This window comes from Pseudoxanthomonas sp. X-1 (genome assembly GCF_020042665.1).
Classification (GTDB): Bacteria; Pseudomonadota; Gammaproteobacteria; order Xanthomonadales; family Xanthomonadaceae; genus Pseudoxanthomonas_A; species Pseudoxanthomonas_A spadix_A.
This window is the reverse complement of sequence record NZ_CP083376.1, coordinates 1,355,955-1,375,451: the sequence shown is the minus strand read 5'-3', so window position 1 is coordinate 1,375,451 and position 19,497 is coordinate 1,355,955. Positions and strand designations below refer to the sequence as shown.

The 19,497-nt window shown below is 64.5% G+C and carries 18 protein-coding genes, 1 tRNA gene and 1 pseudogene; 16 read left to right on the top strand and 4 right to left on the bottom strand.

Annotation, left to right across the window (positions count from 1 at the left end; translation table 11 throughout):
• Window positions 1-51: 51 nt before the first annotated feature.
• Window positions 52-1,104 carry a DNA-binding protein gene (locus LAJ50_RS06040; protein ID WP_138652273.1) on the top strand — a complete coding sequence of 351 codons (1,053 nt, stop codon included), beginning with the start codon at window positions 52-54 and terminating at the stop codon, window positions 1,102-1,104.
• Between the two features lie 42 nt (window positions 1,105-1,146).
• On the top strand, window positions 1,147-1,773 hold the full coding sequence (locus LAJ50_RS06035; protein ID WP_138652275.1) for an SEC-C domain-containing protein: 627 nt from the start codon (window positions 1,147-1,149) through the stop codon (window positions 1,771-1,773).
• 3 nt (window positions 1,774-1,776) lie between these two features.
• Here the strand turns inward: LAJ50_RS06035 and LAJ50_RS06030 are convergent.
• Together LAJ50_RS06030 and LAJ50_RS06025 are read right to left on the bottom strand one after the other, a co-directional pair.
• Window positions 1,777-1,879: transfer RNA gene (locus LAJ50_RS06030), tRNA-Ile, on the bottom strand.
• A gap of 92 nt (window positions 1,880-1,971) precedes the next feature.
• Window positions 1,972-2,523, bottom strand: a complete 552-nt coding sequence (locus LAJ50_RS06025) for a 3'-5' exoribonuclease (RefSeq protein ID WP_130531477.1) — start codon at window positions 2,521-2,523, stop codon at window positions 1,972-1,974.
• Between the two features lie 128 nt (window positions 2,524-2,651).
• Between LAJ50_RS06025 and LAJ50_RS06020 the strand changes: the two are divergent.
• From LAJ50_RS06020 to LAJ50_RS05980, 9 genes and pseudogenes are all read left to right on the top strand, one after another.
• Window positions 2,652-2,786, top strand: a pseudogene (locus LAJ50_RS06020) (DUF2958 domain-containing protein); the annotation flags it as partial.
• A gap of 323 nt (window positions 2,787-3,109) precedes the next feature.
• Window positions 3,110-3,862, top strand: a complete 753-nt coding sequence (locus tag LAJ50_RS06015; protein WP_138652277.1) for a DUF2285 domain-containing protein — start codon at window positions 3,110-3,112, stop codon at window positions 3,860-3,862.
• 125 nt (window positions 3,863-3,987) lie between these two features.
• Window positions 3,988-4,269: a helix-turn-helix domain-containing protein gene (locus LAJ50_RS06010; RefSeq protein ID WP_199535268.1), complete on the top strand. Its 282-nt coding sequence runs from the start codon at window positions 3,988-3,990 to the stop codon at window positions 4,267-4,269.
• A 26-nt stretch (window positions 4,270-4,295) separates the two neighbouring features.
• Complete coding sequence (locus LAJ50_RS06005) at window positions 4,296-5,132, top strand: replication initiator protein A (RefSeq protein ID WP_171044563.1); 837 nt, start codon at window positions 4,296-4,298, stop codon at window positions 5,130-5,132.
• A gap of 253 nt (window positions 5,133-5,385) precedes the next feature.
• The gene (gene parA, locus LAJ50_RS06000) at window positions 5,386-6,042 is read left to right on the top strand and encodes a ParA family partition ATPase (RefSeq protein ID WP_138652281.1); all 657 of its coding nucleotides are present in this window, start codon (window positions 5,386-5,388) and stop codon (window positions 6,040-6,042) included.
• Window positions 6,039-6,290 carry a chromosome partitioning protein ParB gene (locus tag LAJ50_RS05995; protein WP_074546966.1) on the top strand — a complete coding sequence of 84 codons (252 nt, stop codon included), beginning with the start codon at window positions 6,039-6,041 and terminating at the stop codon, window positions 6,288-6,290. Before parA ends, LAJ50_RS05995 begins: the two co-directional genes overlap by 4 nt.
• Complete coding sequence (locus LAJ50_RS05990; RefSeq protein ID WP_130531518.1) at window positions 6,287-6,820, top strand: DUF2840 domain-containing protein; 534 nt, start codon at window positions 6,287-6,289, stop codon at window positions 6,818-6,820. Before LAJ50_RS05995 ends, LAJ50_RS05990 begins: the two co-directional genes overlap by 4 nt.
• Complete coding sequence (locus LAJ50_RS05985; RefSeq protein ID WP_130531517.1) at window positions 6,817-7,404, top strand: S26 family signal peptidase; 588 nt, start codon at window positions 6,817-6,819, stop codon at window positions 7,402-7,404. Before LAJ50_RS05990 ends, LAJ50_RS05985 begins: the two co-directional genes overlap by 4 nt.
• A 436-nt stretch (window positions 7,405-7,840) precedes the next feature.
• On the top strand, window positions 7,841-9,802 hold the full coding sequence (locus tag LAJ50_RS05980; RefSeq protein WP_130531515.1) for a relaxase/mobilization nuclease and DUF3363 domain-containing protein: 1,962 nt from the start codon (window positions 7,841-7,843) through the stop codon (window positions 9,800-9,802).
• 296 nt (window positions 9,803-10,098) lie between these two features.
• Here the strand turns inward: LAJ50_RS05980 and LAJ50_RS05975 are convergent, their stop codons facing one another.
• Complete coding sequence (locus tag LAJ50_RS05975) at window positions 10,099-11,535, bottom strand: Cu(+)/Ag(+) sensor histidine kinase (protein ID WP_130552206.1); 1,437 nt, start codon at window positions 11,533-11,535, stop codon at window positions 10,099-10,101.
• Window positions 11,525-12,208, bottom strand: a complete 684-nt coding sequence (locus LAJ50_RS05970; protein WP_074546714.1) for a heavy metal response regulator transcription factor — start codon at window positions 12,206-12,208, stop codon at window positions 11,525-11,527. Before LAJ50_RS05970 ends, LAJ50_RS05975 begins: the two co-directional genes overlap by 11 nt.
• A 260-nt stretch (window positions 12,209-12,468) precedes the next feature.
• Between LAJ50_RS05970 and LAJ50_RS05965 the strand changes: the two genes are divergently transcribed.
• The 5 genes from LAJ50_RS05965 to LAJ50_RS05945 all read left to right on the top strand — a co-directional run bounded on the left by LAJ50_RS05965 (window position 12,469) and on the right by LAJ50_RS05945 (window position 19,422).
• Window positions 12,469-14,241 (top strand): copper resistance system multicopper oxidase, encoded by a 1,773-nt coding sequence (locus LAJ50_RS05965; RefSeq protein ID WP_138652285.1) that lies wholly within the window; start codon window positions 12,469-12,471, stop codon window positions 14,239-14,241.
• Window positions 14,238-15,521, top strand: coding sequence for a copper resistance protein B (locus LAJ50_RS05960; RefSeq protein ID WP_224096492.1), 1,284 nt, complete (start codon window positions 14,238-14,240; stop codon window positions 15,519-15,521). The genes LAJ50_RS05965 and LAJ50_RS05960 overlap by 4 nt, the downstream gene beginning before the upstream one ends.
• A gap of 11 nt (window positions 15,522-15,532) precedes the next feature.
• The gene (locus tag LAJ50_RS05955; protein WP_130531513.1) at window positions 15,533-16,651 is read left to right on the top strand and encodes a c-type cytochrome; all 1,119 of its coding nucleotides are present in this window, start codon (window positions 15,533-15,535) and stop codon (window positions 16,649-16,651) included.
• Between the two features lie 123 nt (window positions 16,652-16,774).
• Window positions 16,775-18,817: a DUF4396 domain-containing protein gene (locus LAJ50_RS05950; RefSeq protein WP_138652287.1), complete on the top strand. Its 2,043-nt coding sequence runs from the start codon at window positions 16,775-16,777 to the stop codon at window positions 18,815-18,817.
• Window positions 18,818-19,002: 185 nt separating this feature from the next.
• Window positions 19,003-19,422: a hypothetical protein gene (locus LAJ50_RS05945; RefSeq protein ID WP_074546968.1), complete on the top strand. Its 420-nt coding sequence runs from the start codon at window positions 19,003-19,005 to the stop codon at window positions 19,420-19,422.
• Window positions 19,423-19,497 lie beyond the last annotated feature (75 nt).

Sequence of the window (19,497 nt, the reverse complement as noted above, 5' to 3'; positions counted from 1 at the left end):
TACGCATTTACACGGTATGTAATACGTTACGAAATACACGGGAGAGGACGAATGGCGCGGTCTGGCTTGTACAAAAGCGATGTGCAACGCGCCCGGGACAGTCTCCGGGCCGAAGGCAAGAACCCCTCGGTGGACGCGGTACGCGTAGCGCTGGGTAATACCGGGTCCAAAACCACCATCCATCGCTATCTGAAGGAGCTGGAAGAGGAGGACGGGAAAGGCGTAGGCGCCAAGATCGCCGTCAGCGACGCCCTGCAGGACCTGGTGGCTCGTCTGGCCGAGCGGCTGCATGCCGAGGCCGAAACGATGATCGCGCAGGCACAGGAACGGTTCCAGGCCGAGCTGCATGGGCGCACCCAAGCTTTGGAACAGGTCCGGCAAGAGGCCGGGGACCTCAGTGTGCAGCTTCAGCGCACCGAGACAGCTCTGCAGACAGAACGCGAGGCAGGCGAAGCCGCCAGGGGCAAATTGGCCAGCCGCACCACCGAACAGGCTCAGCTGGAGGAGCGCATTGCAGGCCTCACGGCGCGGCTGGCAGAGCACGAAAGCCACGCACGCTCCCTGGAGCAGAAGCACGAGCATGCCAGGGAAGCCCTTGAGCACTACCGCACCTCGGCCAAAGACCAGCGTGAGCAGGAGCAACGCCGGCACGAGCACCAGGTGCAGGAACTGCAGGTTGCCCTGCGCCAGGCCAACGAAGCACTGACCGCCAAGAACCACGACCTGGTGCAGCTCAACCGGGAAAACGGCCAGTGGCTGGAACGCCACACCCGGCTGGAAAGGGAGGAGGCGCAGCTGCGCCAGACCATCCAGACGCAACAGGACGAGCTCGATGCGCTGCGCCTGACGGCGGCCGAATACCAGGCGCTGCAGGTGCGCTGGGGCCAAGACGCTCAGGCCTTGGAAGATGCTCGACAAGAGCTCACGAAAGCCCGGTCCGAACTGGTCCAGGAGCGCGAACGACGCGAGCACGCCGAGGCGGAGACCCTGCGCGCCACCGTGCGCCTGAGCACCTTGGAGCCGCTGCTGGCCCAGCTGCAGCCAGCCAGTGCTGGCGGCAAAGGCGCCAAGCGGATCTCATCGGAAGAGACGCCGGGGTCATAGCCTAGGAGCGAAACATCCGCCACGATCGCAAGGAGCTTTGTCATGAGCGTAGTCACAACCACACCCCCGGAAATCAGCCGTGCGGTGCGGCGCTTGACCGATTCGGTCGTGCGCGGCGCAGAACCGGTGTACCTCGATGTGCAGCCGGAAGCCGATGCGATCGTGCACGAATGCTTTCCCAACGTGCAGGCCAAGGTCGCGCGCGACGGTGGTCAGATGCTATGCGGGTGGCAGCTGTGGGAATGGCCGCACGTGCTGGTGGAAGCGGAATTCCACGCGGTGTGGGTCAGCCCCGAAGGAGAAATGATCGACATCACGCCAAAGCCTGAAGGCGAGAAGCGCATTCTCTTCGTGCCGGATCCGCGAAGACGTTACGAGGGCCTTGCCATCGACAACGTCCGCATGCCATTACGCGACGACCTGCTGATCAAACACTTCATCCAGATGTCCGAAGCGATTGTCCAGGTGATGAACCGCGGCGAGCGAGCGTCCCAGTATGGCGAGGTCAGCGTTCCGGCCAATGAAATCCAGCCCCTGCTGCAGGCGAGGGATTTCTTGGGCCAGTCACTCGGTGCGGGATTGCGCGAGCATGCACCGTGCTTGTGCGGCAGCGGCAACAAGTACAAGCGCTGTCATGGCGCGCAAGTAGAAGCATTCTTCCGTCGTTGACGGTGGTGCCCCTGGTCGGAATCGAACCGACGTGTACGCGCTTATCTGGCGCGTGCTCTCACCGGGGTATAAGGCCGGCGCTCTGACCAACATGAGCAACAGGGGCGTGATCGATCGATGCGATCACGCCGGTATTCGAGGGTCGAGCGAGCTAAGGCGGTTCATGGGGCAAGCATGCCGGGGATGGACACCATGCCGCTATCCCCGGGCACGGCGGTACGAGTGGGCCCAGGCGGGAGCGGGAATGCGGTCGGTCGCCACCAGCCAGGCCATCCGCAAGGCCTGCGCGTCCACCAACGCATGGTGGCGCCTGGCCCTATGTTCCGGATGGGCCGCGAACCAATCTTCCACCAGCAATCCCGGAAGGCCTTCCTTGGACATGCGCGTCATGACCGGGGCCGGCCGGGGTCCGCATACAGCAACCTGGTCATCGGGGAGCTCAAATCCATCCAGGGCGTACCGCAGCAGCTGGAGATCGTTCGGGAAATCCGCCATCACCGCCGGCGCATCAGCCTCGCTGAGGAAGGCGCGCAGTTTGGTAGTCAGGGCGGCATCCGGCAGGGCCGCGCCGCCGCGGTCGAGCAGTGGGTAGACGCTTTGACGAACGAAGTCGGTGGGAGCCTCGGGCAGGCTGGCTCGCTCAGCGTAGAAAAGGCGGTCTCCACCTTCGTTCACCAGCGCCAAACTCACCAGCTCGCTGCCCGTTACATCGGCCCACTCGGTGTCCAAGAAGTAGTACGTGGTGGCCATGGTTGAATGGTGCCACAGCTCCCTGGGAAGGGCCGCCCCCGGAAGGGCGGCCGAGGGTAGAATTCACCGATCCATCAATCGGTTAGCGAAGATCTGGCCGTGTTCGTAACGATTCCCTGCCAACCCTCATCAAGCTATCCGACCTGGCGGGCATCGTCGGGCCGCAGCAGCGGCCGGTCCGGCGCGACTTGTATTTCCACGCGGCACGGCCGCTTTCGGAGTACGTCAGGCTGGCGCAGCGCGATGGCTCAATCCCCGACTAATCGGGGCGCATTGTGTCTTTTTCGATCTAGCTCAAGACGGCCAAGGTCTGGATCGGCGTCCTTGCACCAGTCGGGTGCGATCCTGACCAAAAAAGACATGGTGCGCGACGTGGCTTTCGGCAGGGTGTGTGGCGTTGCGCGCCATTTCTACGCGGCGCAGCCGTCGCACTCGGACGACTTATGCAAACTTCGGAGCTAATCGGTGTCGACCGCTTTTCACAATTTCAGTTTACGCCTCCCTGATACCACTTCGATGCTGCTGAAGCCTTAGCTCCCGCGTTCAACGCCCGTGGCGACGTTCCTGTTGAATAGGAGGTCGCATCATGGCCGATCGAAGCGCCGAAGCCTGGTATCCGACTGCCGCGTATCTCTACGTGCTGCACTTGGACGGTCCCGCGCTCGCCTGGGAGTACCTGCGTCGCCATCCCGACTACCGGCGCGACTGGCTACGCCGTCGCCGCCAGCCAGAGGCGGCGCACGCCTGGGGGCTGCGCCTGCTGGAAGACCCTGCGCTGGATGCACGCGATGCACATCCGGACTGGTTCCCCGACCACGCCGGCGTGATCCAGCTCTACCCGGATGCCGACCCGCCGCCGCAGGCGGACGCCTTCGAGTTCTGGCGCATCCCCGGCCACAAGCATCTGCTCCATGACGGCAAGCGTCTGGTGCTGACGGCGCGCTGGCCCGGCTGTTGCCTGCGACTCGCACTGGCGCCGGGCCTGGCCGATGGCATGGCCTACCTGTACGCCATCCGCGCGTGCGTCGCGCCTTGCGCGAGCTACCGCACGATCACGTCCGAGCTGGACAAGCTGGCGACAACGGACGACGCACCTGCAGCGACGGCCCGTTCCCGGCCCACACCGGCCGCGCTGCTGGAGCTGCACACCTTGCAGGCGCTCGACGCGACCCTCGCGGGCGCGTCCTTGCGCGAAACGGCCGAAGGACTGTTCGGCGCCGAAGCCGTAACCGCCGGCTGGTACGCCGACGGCGGCCTGCGCTCGCGCGTGCGCCACCTCGTGCGGCGCGGCCGAACGCTGATGCGCGGCGGCTACCGCCGCCTTGCGCAACTCGAATGACCTGGGGAGGGTCGCTTTGCCTGCGCTGCAAGACGACCCTCCGCGCAACGAATCGCTATCTTGAGACTGCCTCCATCCGGCTGCGCTGGTGCTGCCGGCGCTTCTGACCGATGGAGGTTCACTCGATGCGACCCGCACCCTTGCGGCCTGCTGCCGCTGCCACCACCACGCCCGCACAACCCCAGCGCTACCTCACCAACGACGAAGCCGCCGAGTACCTGCGGCTGTCGCCGCGCACGCTCGAAAAGCAGCGCGTGATCGGCGGCGGGCCGAAGTTCCGCAAGTTCGGCCGCCGCGTCATGTACGCGGTGGCCGACCTCGATGCCTGGGCCGACCAGCGCAGCTTCGAGGCCACCTCCGACCCCGAATACGCCGAGCACCACTCGGCCGACAGCCGTGCGCGCTGATCGGTGGCTCGCCTGTGGCCATCGTCATGCCCAGCCCATCGCGGGAGCGGGAACAGCTCGACCTGTTCCGCGCCTTGCCGGGCGACGGCATGGCGCCGCGCGACAGCCAGGACTTGATGGCCTTTCCGTTCTTCTCGCTGGCGAAGTCGCGGCGCACCGCGCCGATCGACTTCCGCGCCGGCGGCGTCACCGTGCGCGTGGAGGGCACGCAGGAACATGGCATCGCTACGATTTGGGATGCGGACGTGCTGATCTGGACGGCTTCGCAGATCGTGGAAGCGCGCGACGCGGGTCTGCGCCCGTCGCGGCTTATGCACGCGACGCCTTACGAGATCCTGCGCTTCATCGGACGCGGCGTGTCGCTGCGCGACTACCAGCGCCTCAAGGCCGCGCTCGACCGGCTGCAATCGACGACCGTAGCGACTTCCATCCGCGAGACGACCGGGCGGCGCCTGCATCGCTTCTCGTGGATCAACGAATGGAAGGAGCTGGCCGATGCCCGCGGCACGCCGCTGGGCATCGAGTTGATCCTGCCGGACTGGTTCTATGCCGGCGTGCTCGACGCCGCCCTCGTGCTGACCATCGACCCGGCGTATTTCCGGCTGACCGGCGGCATCGAGCGATGGCTGTACCGCCTGGTGCGCAAGCACGGCGGCAAGCAGCCTGGTGGCTGGCAATTCGACTTCCGCCACCTGCATCGCAAGTCGGGGAGTACGGCGAAGCCCTACGACTTCGCCTGCGACCTGCGAGCGCTGGTCGCGCGGCAGTCGCTGCCCGGCTATGTGCTCGGCATCGAGAGGACGCTGGATACGCGCGAGGAACTGTTGACCTTTCGACCCGTGCCGTCCACGGCACGGGGATAACTCGGGGAAAACTTGTGAACGGCCTCGTGCTATCAGGCGTGCCGGGTATCGTGCTATCAGGCGTGTCCCACTCGTGCTATCAGGCGTGCGAAATCGCCGGAAAGCCAATGCTGGCGCGGGTTTCGGCGTGCTCTAACTTCCCTAACTTAAAGACTCTAACTTTTGGTAAGAACGCGCCGTTTCGGTGGACAACCGAAAAACGGCACGCAGCGCAGCCGCGAAAGCCCGGCTTTCCAACACGGAGGGCCGCGCCATGATCGTCGCCTTGCTCAACCAGAAAGGCGGCGTCGGCAAGACCACGCTCGCCACGCACATCGCCGGCGAGCTAGCGATGCGCGGTCAGCACGTCGTCCTGCTCGATGCCGACCCGCAAGGCTCCGCACTGGACTGGACGCAGCGCAGAAGCCAGCAGGGCTTGCCGCGCTTGTTCAGCGCCGTGGGCCTCGCCCGCGAGACGCTGCACCAGGAAGCGCCGGAGCTGGCCCGCCGCGCCGACCACGTCGTCATCGACGGCCCGCCGCGCATCGCCGCGCTTGCGCGCTCCGCGCTGCTGGCGGCCGAGCGCGTGCTGATTCCCGTGCAGCCCAGCCCCTACGACCTGTGGGCCTCTGCCGAGATGGTCGCGCTGATCCGCGAAGCGCAAGTGTTCCGGCCGGCGCTGCGCGCGGCCTTTGTCGTCAATCGGCGTGTCAGCACCACCATCATCGGTCGCGAGGCACGCGGCGCGCTCGCCGAGCAGCCGCTGCCGGCGCTTCGTTCGGAAGTGCATCAGCGCATCGTGTTCGCCGACAGCGTGGCCGCTGGCCGGCTCGCACGCGAGACGGCGCCCGACAGCGCCGCCGCGCCCGACAGCGCCGCCGCGCGCGAGATCGCCGCGCTGACCGACGAGCTGCTGCGGTGGCCGACATGAACCAGCGCAACGGCAAACGCATCGCCATCGGCGCACGTCCGCCGGCGAACCCGCACGCCGAGGCGTGGGTTCGCCAAGGCGACGCCGACGGCCTCCAGAAAGGCGACCTCTACACCGCACGCCTGACCCTCGACATCACGCCCGCGATGCGCGCACGCATCAAGGTGTCGGCGTTCACGCAAGGCGTGACCGTCGCCGAGCTGCTGCGCGCGCTGCTGGAACGCGAGTTCCCGGAGAAGACCTCATGAAAGCATCCGCTCTGGCGGCCACGGCTGCGCCGCCGCCGTCGCCCGCGCTGCCCGCCGGCCAGGCCGGCGTCGCGCCGCTGACTCGCGTATCGCTCGCCTACGTTGAGCAGCGTATCGACCTCTACCTGCGCTTCGGCGAGCCGGCGCGCATCGTCCGGCTCGACCGCTGGCGGCGTGTCGCGGTGTTCCTGCCGGGTGCGATGTTCTGCCGCATCCGCTGGCAGGCGAACGACTACGGCACGACCCGCTGGCAGCTCATGGTGATGCAGGCTTGCATGCCGCTGGACGCGGCGCAGCGTATCCCCGGCGTGTTGCCCGGCGCGCGCTTGCTGCTGCACGCCGAGGGCGAACCCGCCGTGCGCGCGGTGCTGGCACAGCTCGACGCCATCGAGGTGCAGGGCATCGCGCCTGCCGACGTGTCGCCCGCGTACTGGCGCACGCTCGGCAACCGGCTCGCTGCACGCTTGCCGGTGCCCGCATACACCGCCGAGCGGCACGCCGCCTGGCTGGCAGGGAGGGCGCTGCCATGACTGCCATTTCCCCATCCAGCACCACACCGCATCCTCGCTCGCGCCGACGCGCTCGCATCGTGCTGGCGGCTCTGTCCGCCTGTGGCTTCGCTGCGCTGGCCTGGGCGTCCTTCGTGTCGCCGCTGCCGCGTTTGACCTACAACCCATCCGACAGCGTGGCGGTCGGCTGGTATCGCGTCGATCCGCTCGAACATCGCACCGACGCGCTGCCACGTCCGCTGTCCGTGGACAGCATCGTGCTCGTCCCGCTGCCGGCCGCCGCTGCAGCGCTGGCCGCGCAGCGCGGCTACTTGCCGACGCGCGTACCGCTGCTCAAACGCATCGGTGCGGTCGCGCCGCAGCAGGTGTGCATCGTCGGTCGCAGCGTGCGCATCGACGGCGTGCCGGTGGCCGCCGTCTTGCCCTCCGACCGCATGGGGCGGCCGCTGCCATCCTGGCAGCAATGCCGCCGCCTCGAATCGGGCGAGCTGTTCCTGTTGAGCGTGACCAACCCGGCGTCGTTCGACAGCCGCTACTTCGGCCCGATACCCGCATCCGCCGTGCTCGGCGTCGCGCATCCGCTCTGGCTGGAGACACGCCGATGATGGCCGCCGATTCGCTGCGCTTCATCGTGCCATCCGGCGTGTCGGTCCGCTGGCCGTCGCCGTGTCGTAGCGCGTGGCGTGCGAACGCATCCGCGCCGCACTTCGCGCAACATCCGGCGCGGCGTCCCCACGTGCAGGCATCTTGCCTCAGACGCGCCCGGCCTGCGGCCGTGGCCGCGTTCGTCGGCGCGCTGGCTGCAAGCAGCGCAGCGCCGCCGGGCCGCCGATGCCCGGAGCGTCAGCGCAGGGCGAAGGCGGAAGGCAAGATAAAAGGTCGCGGCACATGGCCGCTTGAAAACCGTGTCTGCACATGGGGGTGGCGCGGCACGCGCCAGGGGGCGGCAGCGTGCCGCGAAGGTGCGCAATGCCGCATTCGCATGGGCGAAGCCGCGTGCTTCTTCCGCTGGACTGCGACGGCCTTGGATGGAGCCGCCGCATGAGCAGCCGCGACGATGATCGTTTCCGCGTTCGACCTGGTGCGCCCAAGCATCGCGGCGATGCGTTCGTCAACAAGGTGCTGCGGCAGGCCAACAAGGCCGGCGCGAAGCTCGGCAAAACGGCCGGCAGGATCGGTCAACGACCCGGTTCCCGGCTGGGCCGCGGCCACGTCGCGGCGCGCTTCGCCGGGCGGGGACTTGGGGTAAATGCGCGGCGCGTGACGATCAAGGCCCGGCTGGTGAATCTGGCGCAGGCTGGGCCGCGTTCGACCGCTGCGCACCTACGCTACATCGAGCGCGGAGGCGTCGATCGCCAGGGCGGGCCGGGCCGTGCCTACGGGCCGACGACTGACGATGCCGACCTCGAAGCGTTCAAAGAGCGCGGCGCCGATGATCGCCACCAGTTCCGGTTCATCGTCTCGCCGGAGGATGCCGAACAGCTCGACGACCTGCGCACCTACACTCGGCACTTAATGGCGCGCCTGGAGGCCGACCTGGGCACGCGGCTGGAATGGGTGGCGGTCGATCACTGGAACACGGACAACCCGCACACGCATGTCGTCCTGCGCGGCAAGGACGACACCGGCAAAGACCTCATCATTTCGCGCGACTACATCGCCGAGGGGATGCGCCGGCGGGCGTCGGAGCTGGCGACCGAATGGCTGGGGCCGCGTACCGAGCTGGAGATGCAGCGCGCCATGCAGCGCGAGGTGGAACAGGAGCGATGGACGGGGCTGGATCGCACCTTGCAGCGCGAGGCCGGCGACGACGGCCTGGTGCGCGTCGAACGCTTCGCCGAACCTCGTCTGCAACGCCAGCGGCAAGTGCTGATCGGCCGCCTGCAACGCTTGCAGCGCATGGGTCTGGCGACCGAGCCGCAGCCCGGAGTGTGGACCATCCATGCCGAGGCCGAACCGACCTTGCGGGCGATGGGCGAGCGCGGCGACATCATCCGCACCATGCAGCGAGCGATGAGTGGCAAGTCTCGCGAGCTGGCCGTGTTCGAACCGACCAACGACGGCCGCACGCTTGTCGGCCGAGTCGCCGGCAAGGGGCTGGCCGACGAGCTGTACGACAAGGGCTATCTGATCGTCGATGGCACCGACGGCAAGGCGCACTACGTCGCGCTGCCGCCGCGGTCGGAGCTGGAGCAGTACCCGACCGGCGCCGTGGTGGAGGTGAAAGGTGCGGCAGATGTACGGGCGGCCGACCGCAACATTGCTGCGCTGGCCGTTGATGGCGTGTACCGCACCGATCTTCACCTGGCCATCGCCCAAGGCCAGGCCACGTCCGACCGCGACCCGCGCGAAGTGGTGGCCGCCCATGTGCGCCGTCTCGAAGCCCTGCGCCGCGCCGGCATCGTGGAGCGCGAGGCCGAAGGCGTCTGGCGCGTCCCCGGCGACTTGGCCGAACGGGGCCGCCAGTACGACGCGCAGCGTCTTGGCGGCGGCGTGGCGGTGGAGCTGAAATCGCACCTGCCGATCGAACGGCAGGCGCGCGTGATCGGTGCCACCTGGCTCGACCAGCAGTTGGTCGGCGGTGGCAAGGGGCTGGGCGACTTGGGCTTCGGCGCCGAGGTCAAGGACGCGCTGCGCCAGCGCGCCGACTTCCTGGCCGAACAGGGATTAGCCGAGCATCGCGGGCAGAGGGTGATCCTGGCGCGGAACCTGTTGGCGACGTTGCGCGGCCGCGAGCTAGCGAAGGTCGCGCAGGAAATCGCGACCGAAACTGGCTTGACACATCGGCCGCTGGCCGACGGCGAGCGCGCGGCGGGCATCTACCGCCGCAGTCTCACGCTCGCCAGCGGGCGCTACGCGATGCTCGATGACGGCAAGGGATTCAGCTTGGTGCCGTGGAAGCCGGTAATCGAGCAGAGGCTGGGACAGCAGCTTGCCGCGACGGTAAGGGGCAGCAACGTATCTTGGGAGTTCGGTCGAAGTCGCGGACCCTCCATCAATTGAGCCAGCGAACACCAGCATGGCGGTGTCCCTTTCGTTGCCGTCGAAGGTATATCGATGCCCCCTGATTGGGATCGAGGAGTCCAGCGCGGCCGAGCGACCAAGCGCACAAGAAGAAAACCGCCTCTTTGAAGAGGCGGCCTTAGAATCGGTGCCCGAGATCGGAACCGAGCCGACACGCTTTTAAGGGGCGGTGGATTTGCCTTTCATAAGCGACGGAAGGCGCTGGTACGACAAACTCAGAGATCGGTCGGCAACGTGGGCCGACCATCTCTTGACGCACAATGAAAATGTATCGGCTAGAGCCTTCCTGACGCCGGACGAATGGTCGCTGCGATATGGGGTAACGTAACCTGGAACTTAGTCATCGCATCGTCAGACGTTACGAGCACCTTGCCTCCATGTGCTTCAACGATTGATTTGACAATGGCAAGCCCCAAGCCAGCTCCCTCTCCTTTACGTTGACGCGAGGGATCGGCGCGATAGAAGCGGTCGAAAAGTCGTGGCAAGACTTCTGGAGGAAGCTTATCGCCAGGATTCTCGACCGTGACGGTGGTGGCGGATACACCTTGGACCAGTCTCACCGTCACCGATGCACCTCGCGGCGTATAACGAATCGCGTTCGACAAGAGATTGCTCAGTGCGCGAAGCAACATTTCTCGGTTTGCTCGAATCGGCGCAGCCCATCCGTAAAGTTGCAACAACACTTCTCGATCTTCCGCCCATGCCTCGAAATACTCGAATATCCCTTTGACCAGTTGCGCCAAATCCACATCCGTCAGATGGAGATTCCGCGGATCGTTCTCCGTCTGAGCGAGGAACAGCATATCGCTGATCATTCGACTCATGCGGTTCAACTCTTCCAGGTTTGAGTAAAGGATTTCACGGTATTCCGCGGTGGACCGGCCTTGCCTAAGCGCCACTTCGGTCTGCGTCGTCAAATTGGTCGTCGGGGTCCGCAATTCGTGGGCGATATCGGCGGAAAAATTCGCCAACCGCGCGAAACCATCTTCAATCCGACCCAGCACGTCGTTGAACGAGATGACCAATTCCTCAAGTTCGATCGGGACGTCCTTGGGGTTCAGCCTCATATCCAGCTTTGACGAGCTAATTTTGCGGATCTCCGCATTCGTCTTTCGTATCGGAAGATGTCCCCATTGCACCGCGAGCCATGCGACCAGTATCGCGATGCACATGACGATGAAAACCGCCCATATCTGCATCCGTTCGAAACTTTTGAGAAAGACAAGATGTATGCCGATGTCTGCCGCAACGGCTACGAGATAGGCTCTATGGTCGGCATTCGCTTCCACACGAACAACGGCTCCGCGGTAGGACTTCCCGCCCTCCTGCCAGACCTTCAGGTTCCGATTGTCTACATGATCGACAGGTTTGCTGATCGCGACCAACCGTGACAGGTCCGGACCAATGTCTTCCGCATAAACCGTATTGCCGTTCGCATCTGCCACGTAGTAATAAACCCCGTGATGTCCTCTCACGGCACGCTGGAGAGCGGTTTTATCGGCGTCAGAATCCACTTCGCGCAACGCCCGGACGACGGAGTTGAATACGACGTTCAACTCGTCGCCATCCATTTCTGCAAAGTGCTGTCTGAGGGACTGGTCGCTGACCCAATTGAAGGCCAGGAATACGACCGTCATGGCCACCCCGACGAGCGTGGTCACGCGCAATGCCAGCGAGGCAGGACGACGGAAAATGGCGAGCCTAGCCGTCATCGTGAACATCCAACATGTAGCCCATTCCCCGCACGGTCTGGATGAGCTTCGGCTCGAAGTTGTCGTCGATCTTTGCGCGTAGCCGGCGAATGGCAACATCGATCACGTTGGTGTCACTGTCGAAATTCATGTCCCAGATTTGAGAAGCGATCAGGGAACGAGGGAGCACCTCACCCTGACGCCGCGCCAACAGCTCAAGCAACGCAAACTCCTTGTTCGTCAGATTGATCCTGCGTCCTGCTCTCGTGGCACGCCGGCGCGCCAAATCCAGCTCAAGATTTGCTATCTGGATACGATCATGGTGCATGGGTGCAATGCCCCTGCGCAGCAGGGTGCGTACGCGAGCCAGCAGCTCGGAAAATGCGAACGGTTTGACGAGGTAATCGTCTGCGCCGAGTTCCAAGCCCTGGACACGATCGTCCACGTTGCTGCGCGCAGTGAGAAACAACACGGGGACCTGGCTGCCGGAGGCTCTGATCTCCCGAAGGATTTGCCATCCGTCCATTCCAGACAACATGACGTCCAGAATGACGAGGTTGTAGTGCTCGTTCATGGCCATGTGGTGGCCATCGAGCCCGTTGCGGGCAAGGTCAACGGTAAAACCGGCTTCGGCCAAGCCTTGGCGGACGTAGTCCGCAGTTTTGTTCTCGTCCTCGACGACCAGCAGCTTCATCGCACACTCACACCGGTTTGTCGTGCTCGCGTCTTCGAACTTCGCAAGTCACGTTGGGATTTTTGTCCATTCGCGTGGAAGCTAGCTTAGCGCTCCTGCCGCCAACATGACGAAAGTATTACATCAATGTAATCATCGCGTCACTGGTTCGACAGGAGCCGCTACCTACGATTGACCGGTGGTGTTAGACCGCGCCTTTCTGCACCCAGCTTCGCGGCGGACCCACAGCTAAGTCAAAGCGATGACTCTAGAGGAGCCGCATGAAATCCCTTTACCCGCCCCCGATGGACTTGTCGCGGCGTCGTTTCGTCCATGGTCTCGCCCTCGGCGGCACGGTCGCCGCACTTGGTCTGCTGCGCCCGTCAAAAGCCTGGGCGCTGGCCAGCGCGGGTCAACCCGCCACCCTGAGCGGGACCGACTTTGCGCTCGATATCTCCGAGACGATGGTCAACTACACCGGCCGGCCACGGGTCGCCACCACGGTCAATGGCGGCATTCCAGGGCCGACCTTGCGCTGGAAGGAAGGCACCACCGTCACGCTGCGGGTGACCAACCGACTGCGGGTACCCACGTCCATTCACTGGCACGGCATCATCCTGCCCTTCCGCGAGGATGGCGTACCGGGCATCAGCTTCCCCGGCATTGCGCCGGGCGAAACCTTCACCTATCGCTTCCCGGTGCGCCAGAGCGGCACCTACTGGTACCACTCGCATTCGCGATTCCAGGAACAGACCGGCCTGTACGGTTCGCTGGTGATCGACCCGGCCGGACCGGAGCGCAACCCGAGTGACCGCGACTACGTTGTGATGCTCAACGACTGGAGCGACGCCAGCCCCGAGCACATCTTCGCCACGCTGAAGCGCCAGAGCGATTACTACAACTTCGCGCAGCCCACCGCACCCGAGTTCTTCCGCGACGTACGCGATCGGGGGCTTCGTCAGGCGCTGGCCGAGCGCAAGATGTGGAATCAGATGCGCATGAATCCGACGGATCTCAGCGACGTCTCGGGTTACACCTATACCTACCTGATGAACGGCACCGCCCCGGCGGGCAACTGGACCGGCCTGTTCAAGCCCGGTGAAAAGGTCCGGCTGCGCTTCATCAACGGCTCGGCGATGACGATTTTCGACGTGCGAATTCCCGGCCTGAAGATGACGGTGATCTCCGCCGACGGCCAGGACGTGGCGCCGGTGCCAGTCGACGAGTTCCGCATTTCAGTGGCCGAGACCTACGACGTGCTCGTCGAGCCGCAGGAAGACCGGGCGTTCACGATCTTCGCCCAGTCGATCGACCGCACAGGCTACGCACGCGGCATGTTGGCACCGAGAATCGGCATGGAAGCGACCGTGCCGGCAATGGATCCGCGCATGCCCGTGAGCATGGTGGACATGATGGGCGCGATGGCGCAGGGCAGCGCCGGACACGGCGATATGCAAGGGATGTCGGGCATGACCGGGATGCAGGACATGCCCGGCATGGACATGAGCGGCATGGCAGCGGCGGCCGCACCGGTGGTGCGCCATGCCCGTACCGAATACCACAATCCCGGCGTCGACATGCACGTCGACATGCCGCGTACCAACCTCGACGATCCGGGCACGGGCTTGCGCGACAACGGCCGCCGCGTGCTCACCTACGCCGACCTGCACACCCTTGGCGGCTCCATCGACAAACGGGAACCCAGCCGCGAGATCGAGTTGCACCTCACCGGCAACATGGAGCGCTACATGTGGTCGTTCGACGGCGTGAAGTTCTCCGACGCCACGCCAGTGCACTTCCGCAGCGGCGAGCGACTGCGCGTGGTGCTGGTCAACGACACCATGATGAACCACCCGATCCACCTGCACGGCATGTGGAGCGAGCTGGAAAGCCCGGACGGTAAATTCCAGGTGCGCAAGCACACCATCAACGTGCAACCCGCGCAGCGCATTACCTACGGAGTGAGCGCCGACAACCTCGGTCGCTGGGCCTATCACTGCCACATGCTGTATCACATGGAAGCGGGCATGTTCCGCGAGGTGGTGGTGTCATGAACATGCCTCGTCGCGACGACCTAATTGTTCCGCATCGTTCGGCGCTGCTGGCCGCGCTGTTGCTGGCGTTTCCTCTGGCGGTCATGGCGCAGAGCGCACCGCCTGCGAGCGGTACCTCGTCCACGGACATGAGTTCCATGCCCGGCATGGAACACGGCAGCATGTCCGGCATGACGACGCCCGCAACCCCGAGCAGTACGGCAAAACCGGCGACGAAAACGCCCGTCAAGAAGGCTAAGAAGAAACCCGTTCCCGCTCCGGCGACCTCCGCTCCCAGCCCCATGAACGGCGCGGATGGTATGGACCACAGCGCCATGCCCGGCATGGATCACGACAGCATGCAGGGCATGCAGAAACCCGCCAACCCTGCTGCATCGACGACAACGACCGGCGACATGTCGGGGATGGATCACGGGTCGATGACCGGCATGAGTCCGGAGGCGATGAAAGGAATGGATCACGCTGGCATGGCCGGCATGGATCATGGTGCGATGTCGCAGAAGGACCAGAGCGGCATGGCCGGCATGGGCGCGATGTCGGGAATGACGATGGGCCCCATGCAAGGTGGCAGTCCGCCCCCTGATGCGCGTAGTCCCGACTATTCCGACGGTGTGGGCTACGGCTCCATGCAGGGCATGGACATGGCCGACAACACGCCGCTGGGCATGTTGCTGATCGACCAGTTGGAGGCTTTCCACGGCCGCGACGCGAATGGTCAAGCCTGGGAAGCCGAAGGCTGGTACGGCAACGACACGAACAAGCTGTGGATTCGTACGGAAGGCGAACGCAGCCGCGGAAAGCTGGACGATGGTGGGCTGGAAGCCTTTTGGAATCACAGCATTGCCACCTATTGGGGCACCCAGCTCGGCGCGCGCCAGGATTTCGGCGAGGGTCCGAAGCGGACATGGGCCGCGTTCGGTGTGCAGGGGTTGGCGCCGTACTGGTTCGAGCTGGAGGCCACCGCTTACGTGGGCGCCGGCGGTCGCACAGCAGCGCGCCTGCGTGCCGAATACGAACTGCTGTTCACCCAGCGGCTGATCCTGCAGCCGGAAGCCGAGATCAACCTGTACGGCAAGGACGACCCGCTACGACGCATCGGCAGTGGCGTATCCGATGTGCAGTTCGGCCTGCGCTTGCGCTACGAGATCCACCGCCAGTTTGCTCCGTACATCGGCGTGAGCTGGGTCCGCCGTGTCGGCACCACGGCCGACTACGCTCGGCAGGATCACGAACCCGTACTCGACCGGCAGATCGTGGCCGGCATCCGCTTCTGGTTCTGAGGGATTGACCTATGAAAAAGCACAGCGCATACCTCATCACGGTCGCCGTCACCTTGGGGGTCCTGGCCGTCGGTGCCGGCGCCTTCGTCTATTCCGGCCTCTATAACATCGGCGCGGACGACCATCACACCAAGCCGGTGTTCGCCGTGCTGCAAACCCTGCGCAACCGCTCGATCCACCTGCACTCGAACGATCTGAGCGTACCCAACCTCGAAGACCCGCAACTGATCCTGAAGGGCGCCGGCCAGTACGCGGCGATGTGCACGGGCTGCCATCTTTCGCCCGGTGTGAACGACTCCGAGCTGCGGGTGGGCATGTACCCGCAGCCTCCCAACCTCTCCAAGGTGCACGTCGATCCGAAGGACGCCTTCTGGGTGATCAAGCACGGCATCAAGATGAGCGCGATGCCGGCATGGGGCAAGGCCGGCCACGACGACCCGACCATCTGGAGCATGGTGGCCTTTCTGGAGAAGCTGCCTGGCATGACGCCGGCCGAATACAAAGCCATCGTGGCCAAGGCGCCGCCGGATGAAGACATGGATATGGACGACGAGGGCGATCATGCCCACAGTCATGGCGGCCACGCCGACGAGGGCGCTCATGCCGCAGCACCAGACATGCAGGGAATGGACATGTCCGGCGACGCTGATCACAACGATAAAGCGGCAGCAGAAGACGGGCACGGTCACACGGCAGCCGCTGCGCCAGCAGCCGAAGCACCGTTGTCGCTGGACGGTATGAAACCGAAGGCGGTGCCGGAGGCAGAGGCCGTGGCCAAGGCGTTCCACGAGGCCCTGCAGAACGGCGACCGCGCAGGCGCACTCGCGCTGCTAGCAGCCAACGCCACCATCAGTGAGGGCGGCCGTATCCAGACGCGTGACGACTACGCCAATGGCCACCTCGGCGAGGACATCGCATTCCTGAAGAACGCGAAAATCACGCCTGTCACGCTCGGTTCCATGCCCATGGGCGGTACCGCGATGGTCGGCAGCGAGAGTGACATCCAGACCACGCTCAAGGGCAAGCCGACCACGTTGCGCAGCCGCGAAGTGCTCAGCCTCAAGAAGGACGGCAAGAGCTGGAAGATCGTTTCGATCCAGTGGCAATCCACATCGGTGTCGGGGGAATGATCATAAAGCAATGGCTTTCCCGCGCATTCCCGCGCTCCGGCAAGGTTGGTCGACTTTGATGTATGGCGGTGCTAGCCACGATGGGAACGGGTGCCTCCGGCGCGCAGAATCTAGGATGCCGACATGCTGATCCAACCGATTGATGTTTTCGTCTATGCGTGGCTCGCAATAGCGGTGCTTTCCGCTGCATACGTCGCATGGGATCAGTTCCGCGGTAATCCCGAACCCACCGTGATGAAGTGGGGCTTCGTGTTGGTGACGCTGTACATGGGGCCGATCGGCTTGCTGCTCTACGTGATGGCGGACAAGGAGCCGACGCCGGGCGCGCACGAAGCGTTCGTGCGGCCACTGTGGAAGCAGGGTGTGGGCTCGGCCGTGCACTGCGTCGCCGGCGACGCCACCGGCATCATCTTGGCGGCCGTTGTGGTGTCGCTGATCGGCTTGCCGATGTGGGTCGATCTGATTATCGAATACGCGGCCGGCTTCCTGTTCGGCTTGCTGATTTTCCAGTCGCTGTTCATGCGAAAGATGATGGGCGGTTCGTACGTGGAGAACGTGCGCAAGTCCTTCATGCCTGAGTTCATTTCGATGAACGCGATGATGGCCGGTATGGCACCGGTCATGGTGATTCTCATGATGGGACGCGACATGCGGGCGATGTGGCCGGGCGAACCGCTGTTCTGGTTCGTGATGTCGCTCGGCGTCACGGCCGGTTACGCGTTGTGCTATCCGGTCAACGTGTGGCTGGTGGCGCGCGGCATGAAGCATGGGCTGATGACGGTACGCCCCCAGGCCAGTGCACGACCCGATGAGCCATCTCAGATGTCGAAAGACGCGTCACACGATCATGGGGCGATGGCCTCGACGGACGCCGGCCACATGACGATGTCAGCGACCATGGGAAACGATGACGACAAGCGCGGGGCTCCCTCGGACCACAGCATGCACGGCGGAGATAAGAAGCCGACACGCGCACAGCTGGTGGCGGTCACTGCCTTCACCAGTTTGATGCTGATCGCGGGCACGACGTTACCCTCAGCCTTCTTCAACATGCGGCTTTCCGCTCACGAAGTCGGCAAGCTGATCATGCCGCCGGGCATGATCACCACGCAGGAGACGCCGGCCGCGACCATGCGCGACATGGCAGCCATCGACCCGCGCGATAGCGTGTACACCGCCGCAGTGGATGCGCAGGGCGATCGCCCGCTGCAACCACGGATCGTTGACGGGGTAAAGGTGTTTCACCTCGATCTCGAAGTGATCCAGTGGAGCATCCTCGCCGATCGACCGGTAAACGCCTACGCGGTCAATCGCCAGGTGCCCGGTCCGCGCATCGAACTTGAACAAGGCGATCACGTTCGTTTCGTAGTCACCAACCACTTGCCCGAATCGACCACGCTGCATTGGCATGGACTGATTGTGCCCAACACGATGGACGGTCCGGCCGTGGTCACGCAGAAGCCGATCGCGCCCGGCGCCACCTTCACGTACGACTATGTGGTCGCGCAGGTGGGCACCTACTTTTATCACTCGCACGATCACCCGGATCGCCAGCAGAGCCTCGGCCTATATGGTGCACTGATCGTGCACCCCACCCATAACCCGGACAACCTCAAGCGTCTCGCCGCATTGAATCTGCCATCCGAAGAGGCAACGGCTGCGGCTGATCCAGCGAAAGAAGTGAAAGCCGATCACGAGTACACCCTCTTGCTGCAGGAATGGCTCGTGCGTGACGGCATCACTTATCCGGCAATGAACATGGAAGGTGGTCTGCCCAACTATTTCACGATCAACGGCAAGGCTTATCCGTCCACCGACACGGTAAAGATGCGCCTCGGCGAAACGATCAAGATACGTTTCGTCGGTAGCAACACCAATTTCGTGCACCCGATGCATATTCATGGTGGCCCGTTCACCGTGGTCGCCCGCGATGGGGTGGATCTGCCGCCGGATGCCCAGTTCCAGGCCGACACCGTGAATGTCGGCCCCGGCCAGCGGTACGACGTCATCTGGACCGCGCGCAAGCCAGGTCGCTGGCTGGTGCACTGCCATATCCCGCATCACACGACCAACAACAACCAAGAACAGCAAGGCGGAGGCGGATTGATGATGGTGCTCGACGTGCTTGACGCCAACGGCCGCTCGCTGCCGCTGCCTGCACTGTAGGATCACGAAGATGGGTACGCCCGAACGCTACGATGTAGTGTTGCTCGGCTGCGATGGCCCGATACTGGTCTTTGCGAGCCATGGGCCGCGAGGACGAGCGCACGCCGCACATCGGTTGCGCCGCGCTGTCCGTTTGACTTGGATCAATGACGCACCCGACGGGAATGCACTATCGTGACTCGGGCATGAAACGCGCATTCCGCCCTCGTACTCGTCGCCGCCTGTCGTGGCTGGTGGCCTTGCTGTTGTTATGGCAGCAAGTAGCGATGGCAGCCTACGCGTGTGGGGCCGTGCCGGCAGCGGTTGGCGCGGCCGCGGCGGCGGCGCACACGTCTGCAATGGCGAGGATGGGCGACGGCTGCGAGGGTATGGCAGCGCCGGCGGCCGATCCGCTCTGTCGCCCACACTGCCAGCCCGACCATGCCACGCAGGCGGACATGCGCACCGCCTCGGTACCGTTCAGCACGCTGGCCATGTTGCCACCGGAAGTGCTGTCCATAGCCATCGTGGCGTTGCCGTCGGAGCGAAGCCTGATTCGACGCAACCGCTTCTGCGCGCCGCCACTCGTACCCCCCCGATTGTTGTTCTGCTCACTCCTCATTTGATCTGACGCGTCGCGGCATCCACCGACGGGCGCCATGCCGCACGGCACGGCGCGAATTGCAGATCAACGGAGTGTT

Coding starts and splice junctions, on each gene's coding strand:
- LAJ50_RS05955 (WP_130531513.1), top strand. CDS start 15,533: ATGAAAAAGCACAGCGCATACCTCATCACGGTCGCCGTCACCTTGGGG.
- LAJ50_RS06040 (WP_138652273.1), top strand. CDS start 52: ATGGCGCGGTCTGGCTTGTACAAAAGCGATGTGCAACGCGCCCGGGAC.
- LAJ50_RS05990 (WP_130531518.1), top strand. CDS start 6,287: ATGAAAGCATCCGCTCTGGCGGCCACGGCTGCGCCGCCGCCGTCGCCC.
- LAJ50_RS05970 (WP_074546714.1), bottom strand. CDS start 12,208: ATGAAGCTGCTGGTCGTCGAGGACGAGAACAAAACTGCGGACTACGTC.
- LAJ50_RS06035 (WP_138652275.1), top strand. CDS start 1,147: ATGAGCGTAGTCACAACCACACCCCCGGAAATCAGCCGTGCGGTGCGG.
- LAJ50_RS05960 (WP_224096492.1), top strand. CDS start 14,238: ATGAACATGCCTCGTCGCGACGACCTAATTGTTCCGCATCGTTCGGCG.
- LAJ50_RS06010 (WP_199535268.1), top strand. CDS start 3,988: ATGCGACCCGCACCCTTGCGGCCTGCTGCCGCTGCCACCACCACGCCC.
- LAJ50_RS05995 (WP_074546966.1), top strand. CDS start 6,039: ATGAACCAGCGCAACGGCAAACGCATCGCCATCGGCGCACGTCCGCCG.
- LAJ50_RS05950 (WP_138652287.1), top strand. CDS start 16,775: ATGCTGATCCAACCGATTGATGTTTTCGTCTATGCGTGGCTCGCAATA.
- LAJ50_RS05965 (WP_138652285.1), top strand. CDS start 12,469: ATGAAATCCCTTTACCCGCCCCCGATGGACTTGTCGCGGCGTCGTTTC.
- LAJ50_RS06005 (WP_171044563.1), top strand. CDS start 4,296: ATGCCCAGCCCATCGCGGGAGCGGGAACAGCTCGACCTGTTCCGCGCC.
- LAJ50_RS06015 (WP_138652277.1), top strand. CDS start 3,110: ATGGCCGATCGAAGCGCCGAAGCCTGGTATCCGACTGCCGCGTATCTC.
- LAJ50_RS05985 (WP_130531517.1), top strand. CDS start 6,817: ATGACTGCCATTTCCCCATCCAGCACCACACCGCATCCTCGCTCGCGC.
- LAJ50_RS05980 (WP_130531515.1), top strand. CDS start 7,841: ATGAGCAGCCGCGACGATGATCGTTTCCGCGTTCGACCTGGTGCGCCC.
- LAJ50_RS06025 (WP_130531477.1), bottom strand. CDS start 2,523: ATGGCCACCACGTACTACTTCTTGGACACCGAGTGGGCCGATGTAACG.
- parA (WP_138652281.1), top strand. CDS start 5,386: ATGATCGTCGCCTTGCTCAACCAGAAAGGCGGCGTCGGCAAGACCACG.
- LAJ50_RS05975 (WP_130552206.1), bottom strand. CDS start 11,535: ATGACGGCTAGGCTCGCCATTTTCCGTCGTCCTGCCTCGCTGGCATTG.
- LAJ50_RS05945 (WP_074546968.1), top strand. CDS start 19,003: ATGAAACGCGCATTCCGCCCTCGTACTCGTCGCCGCCTGTCGTGGCTG.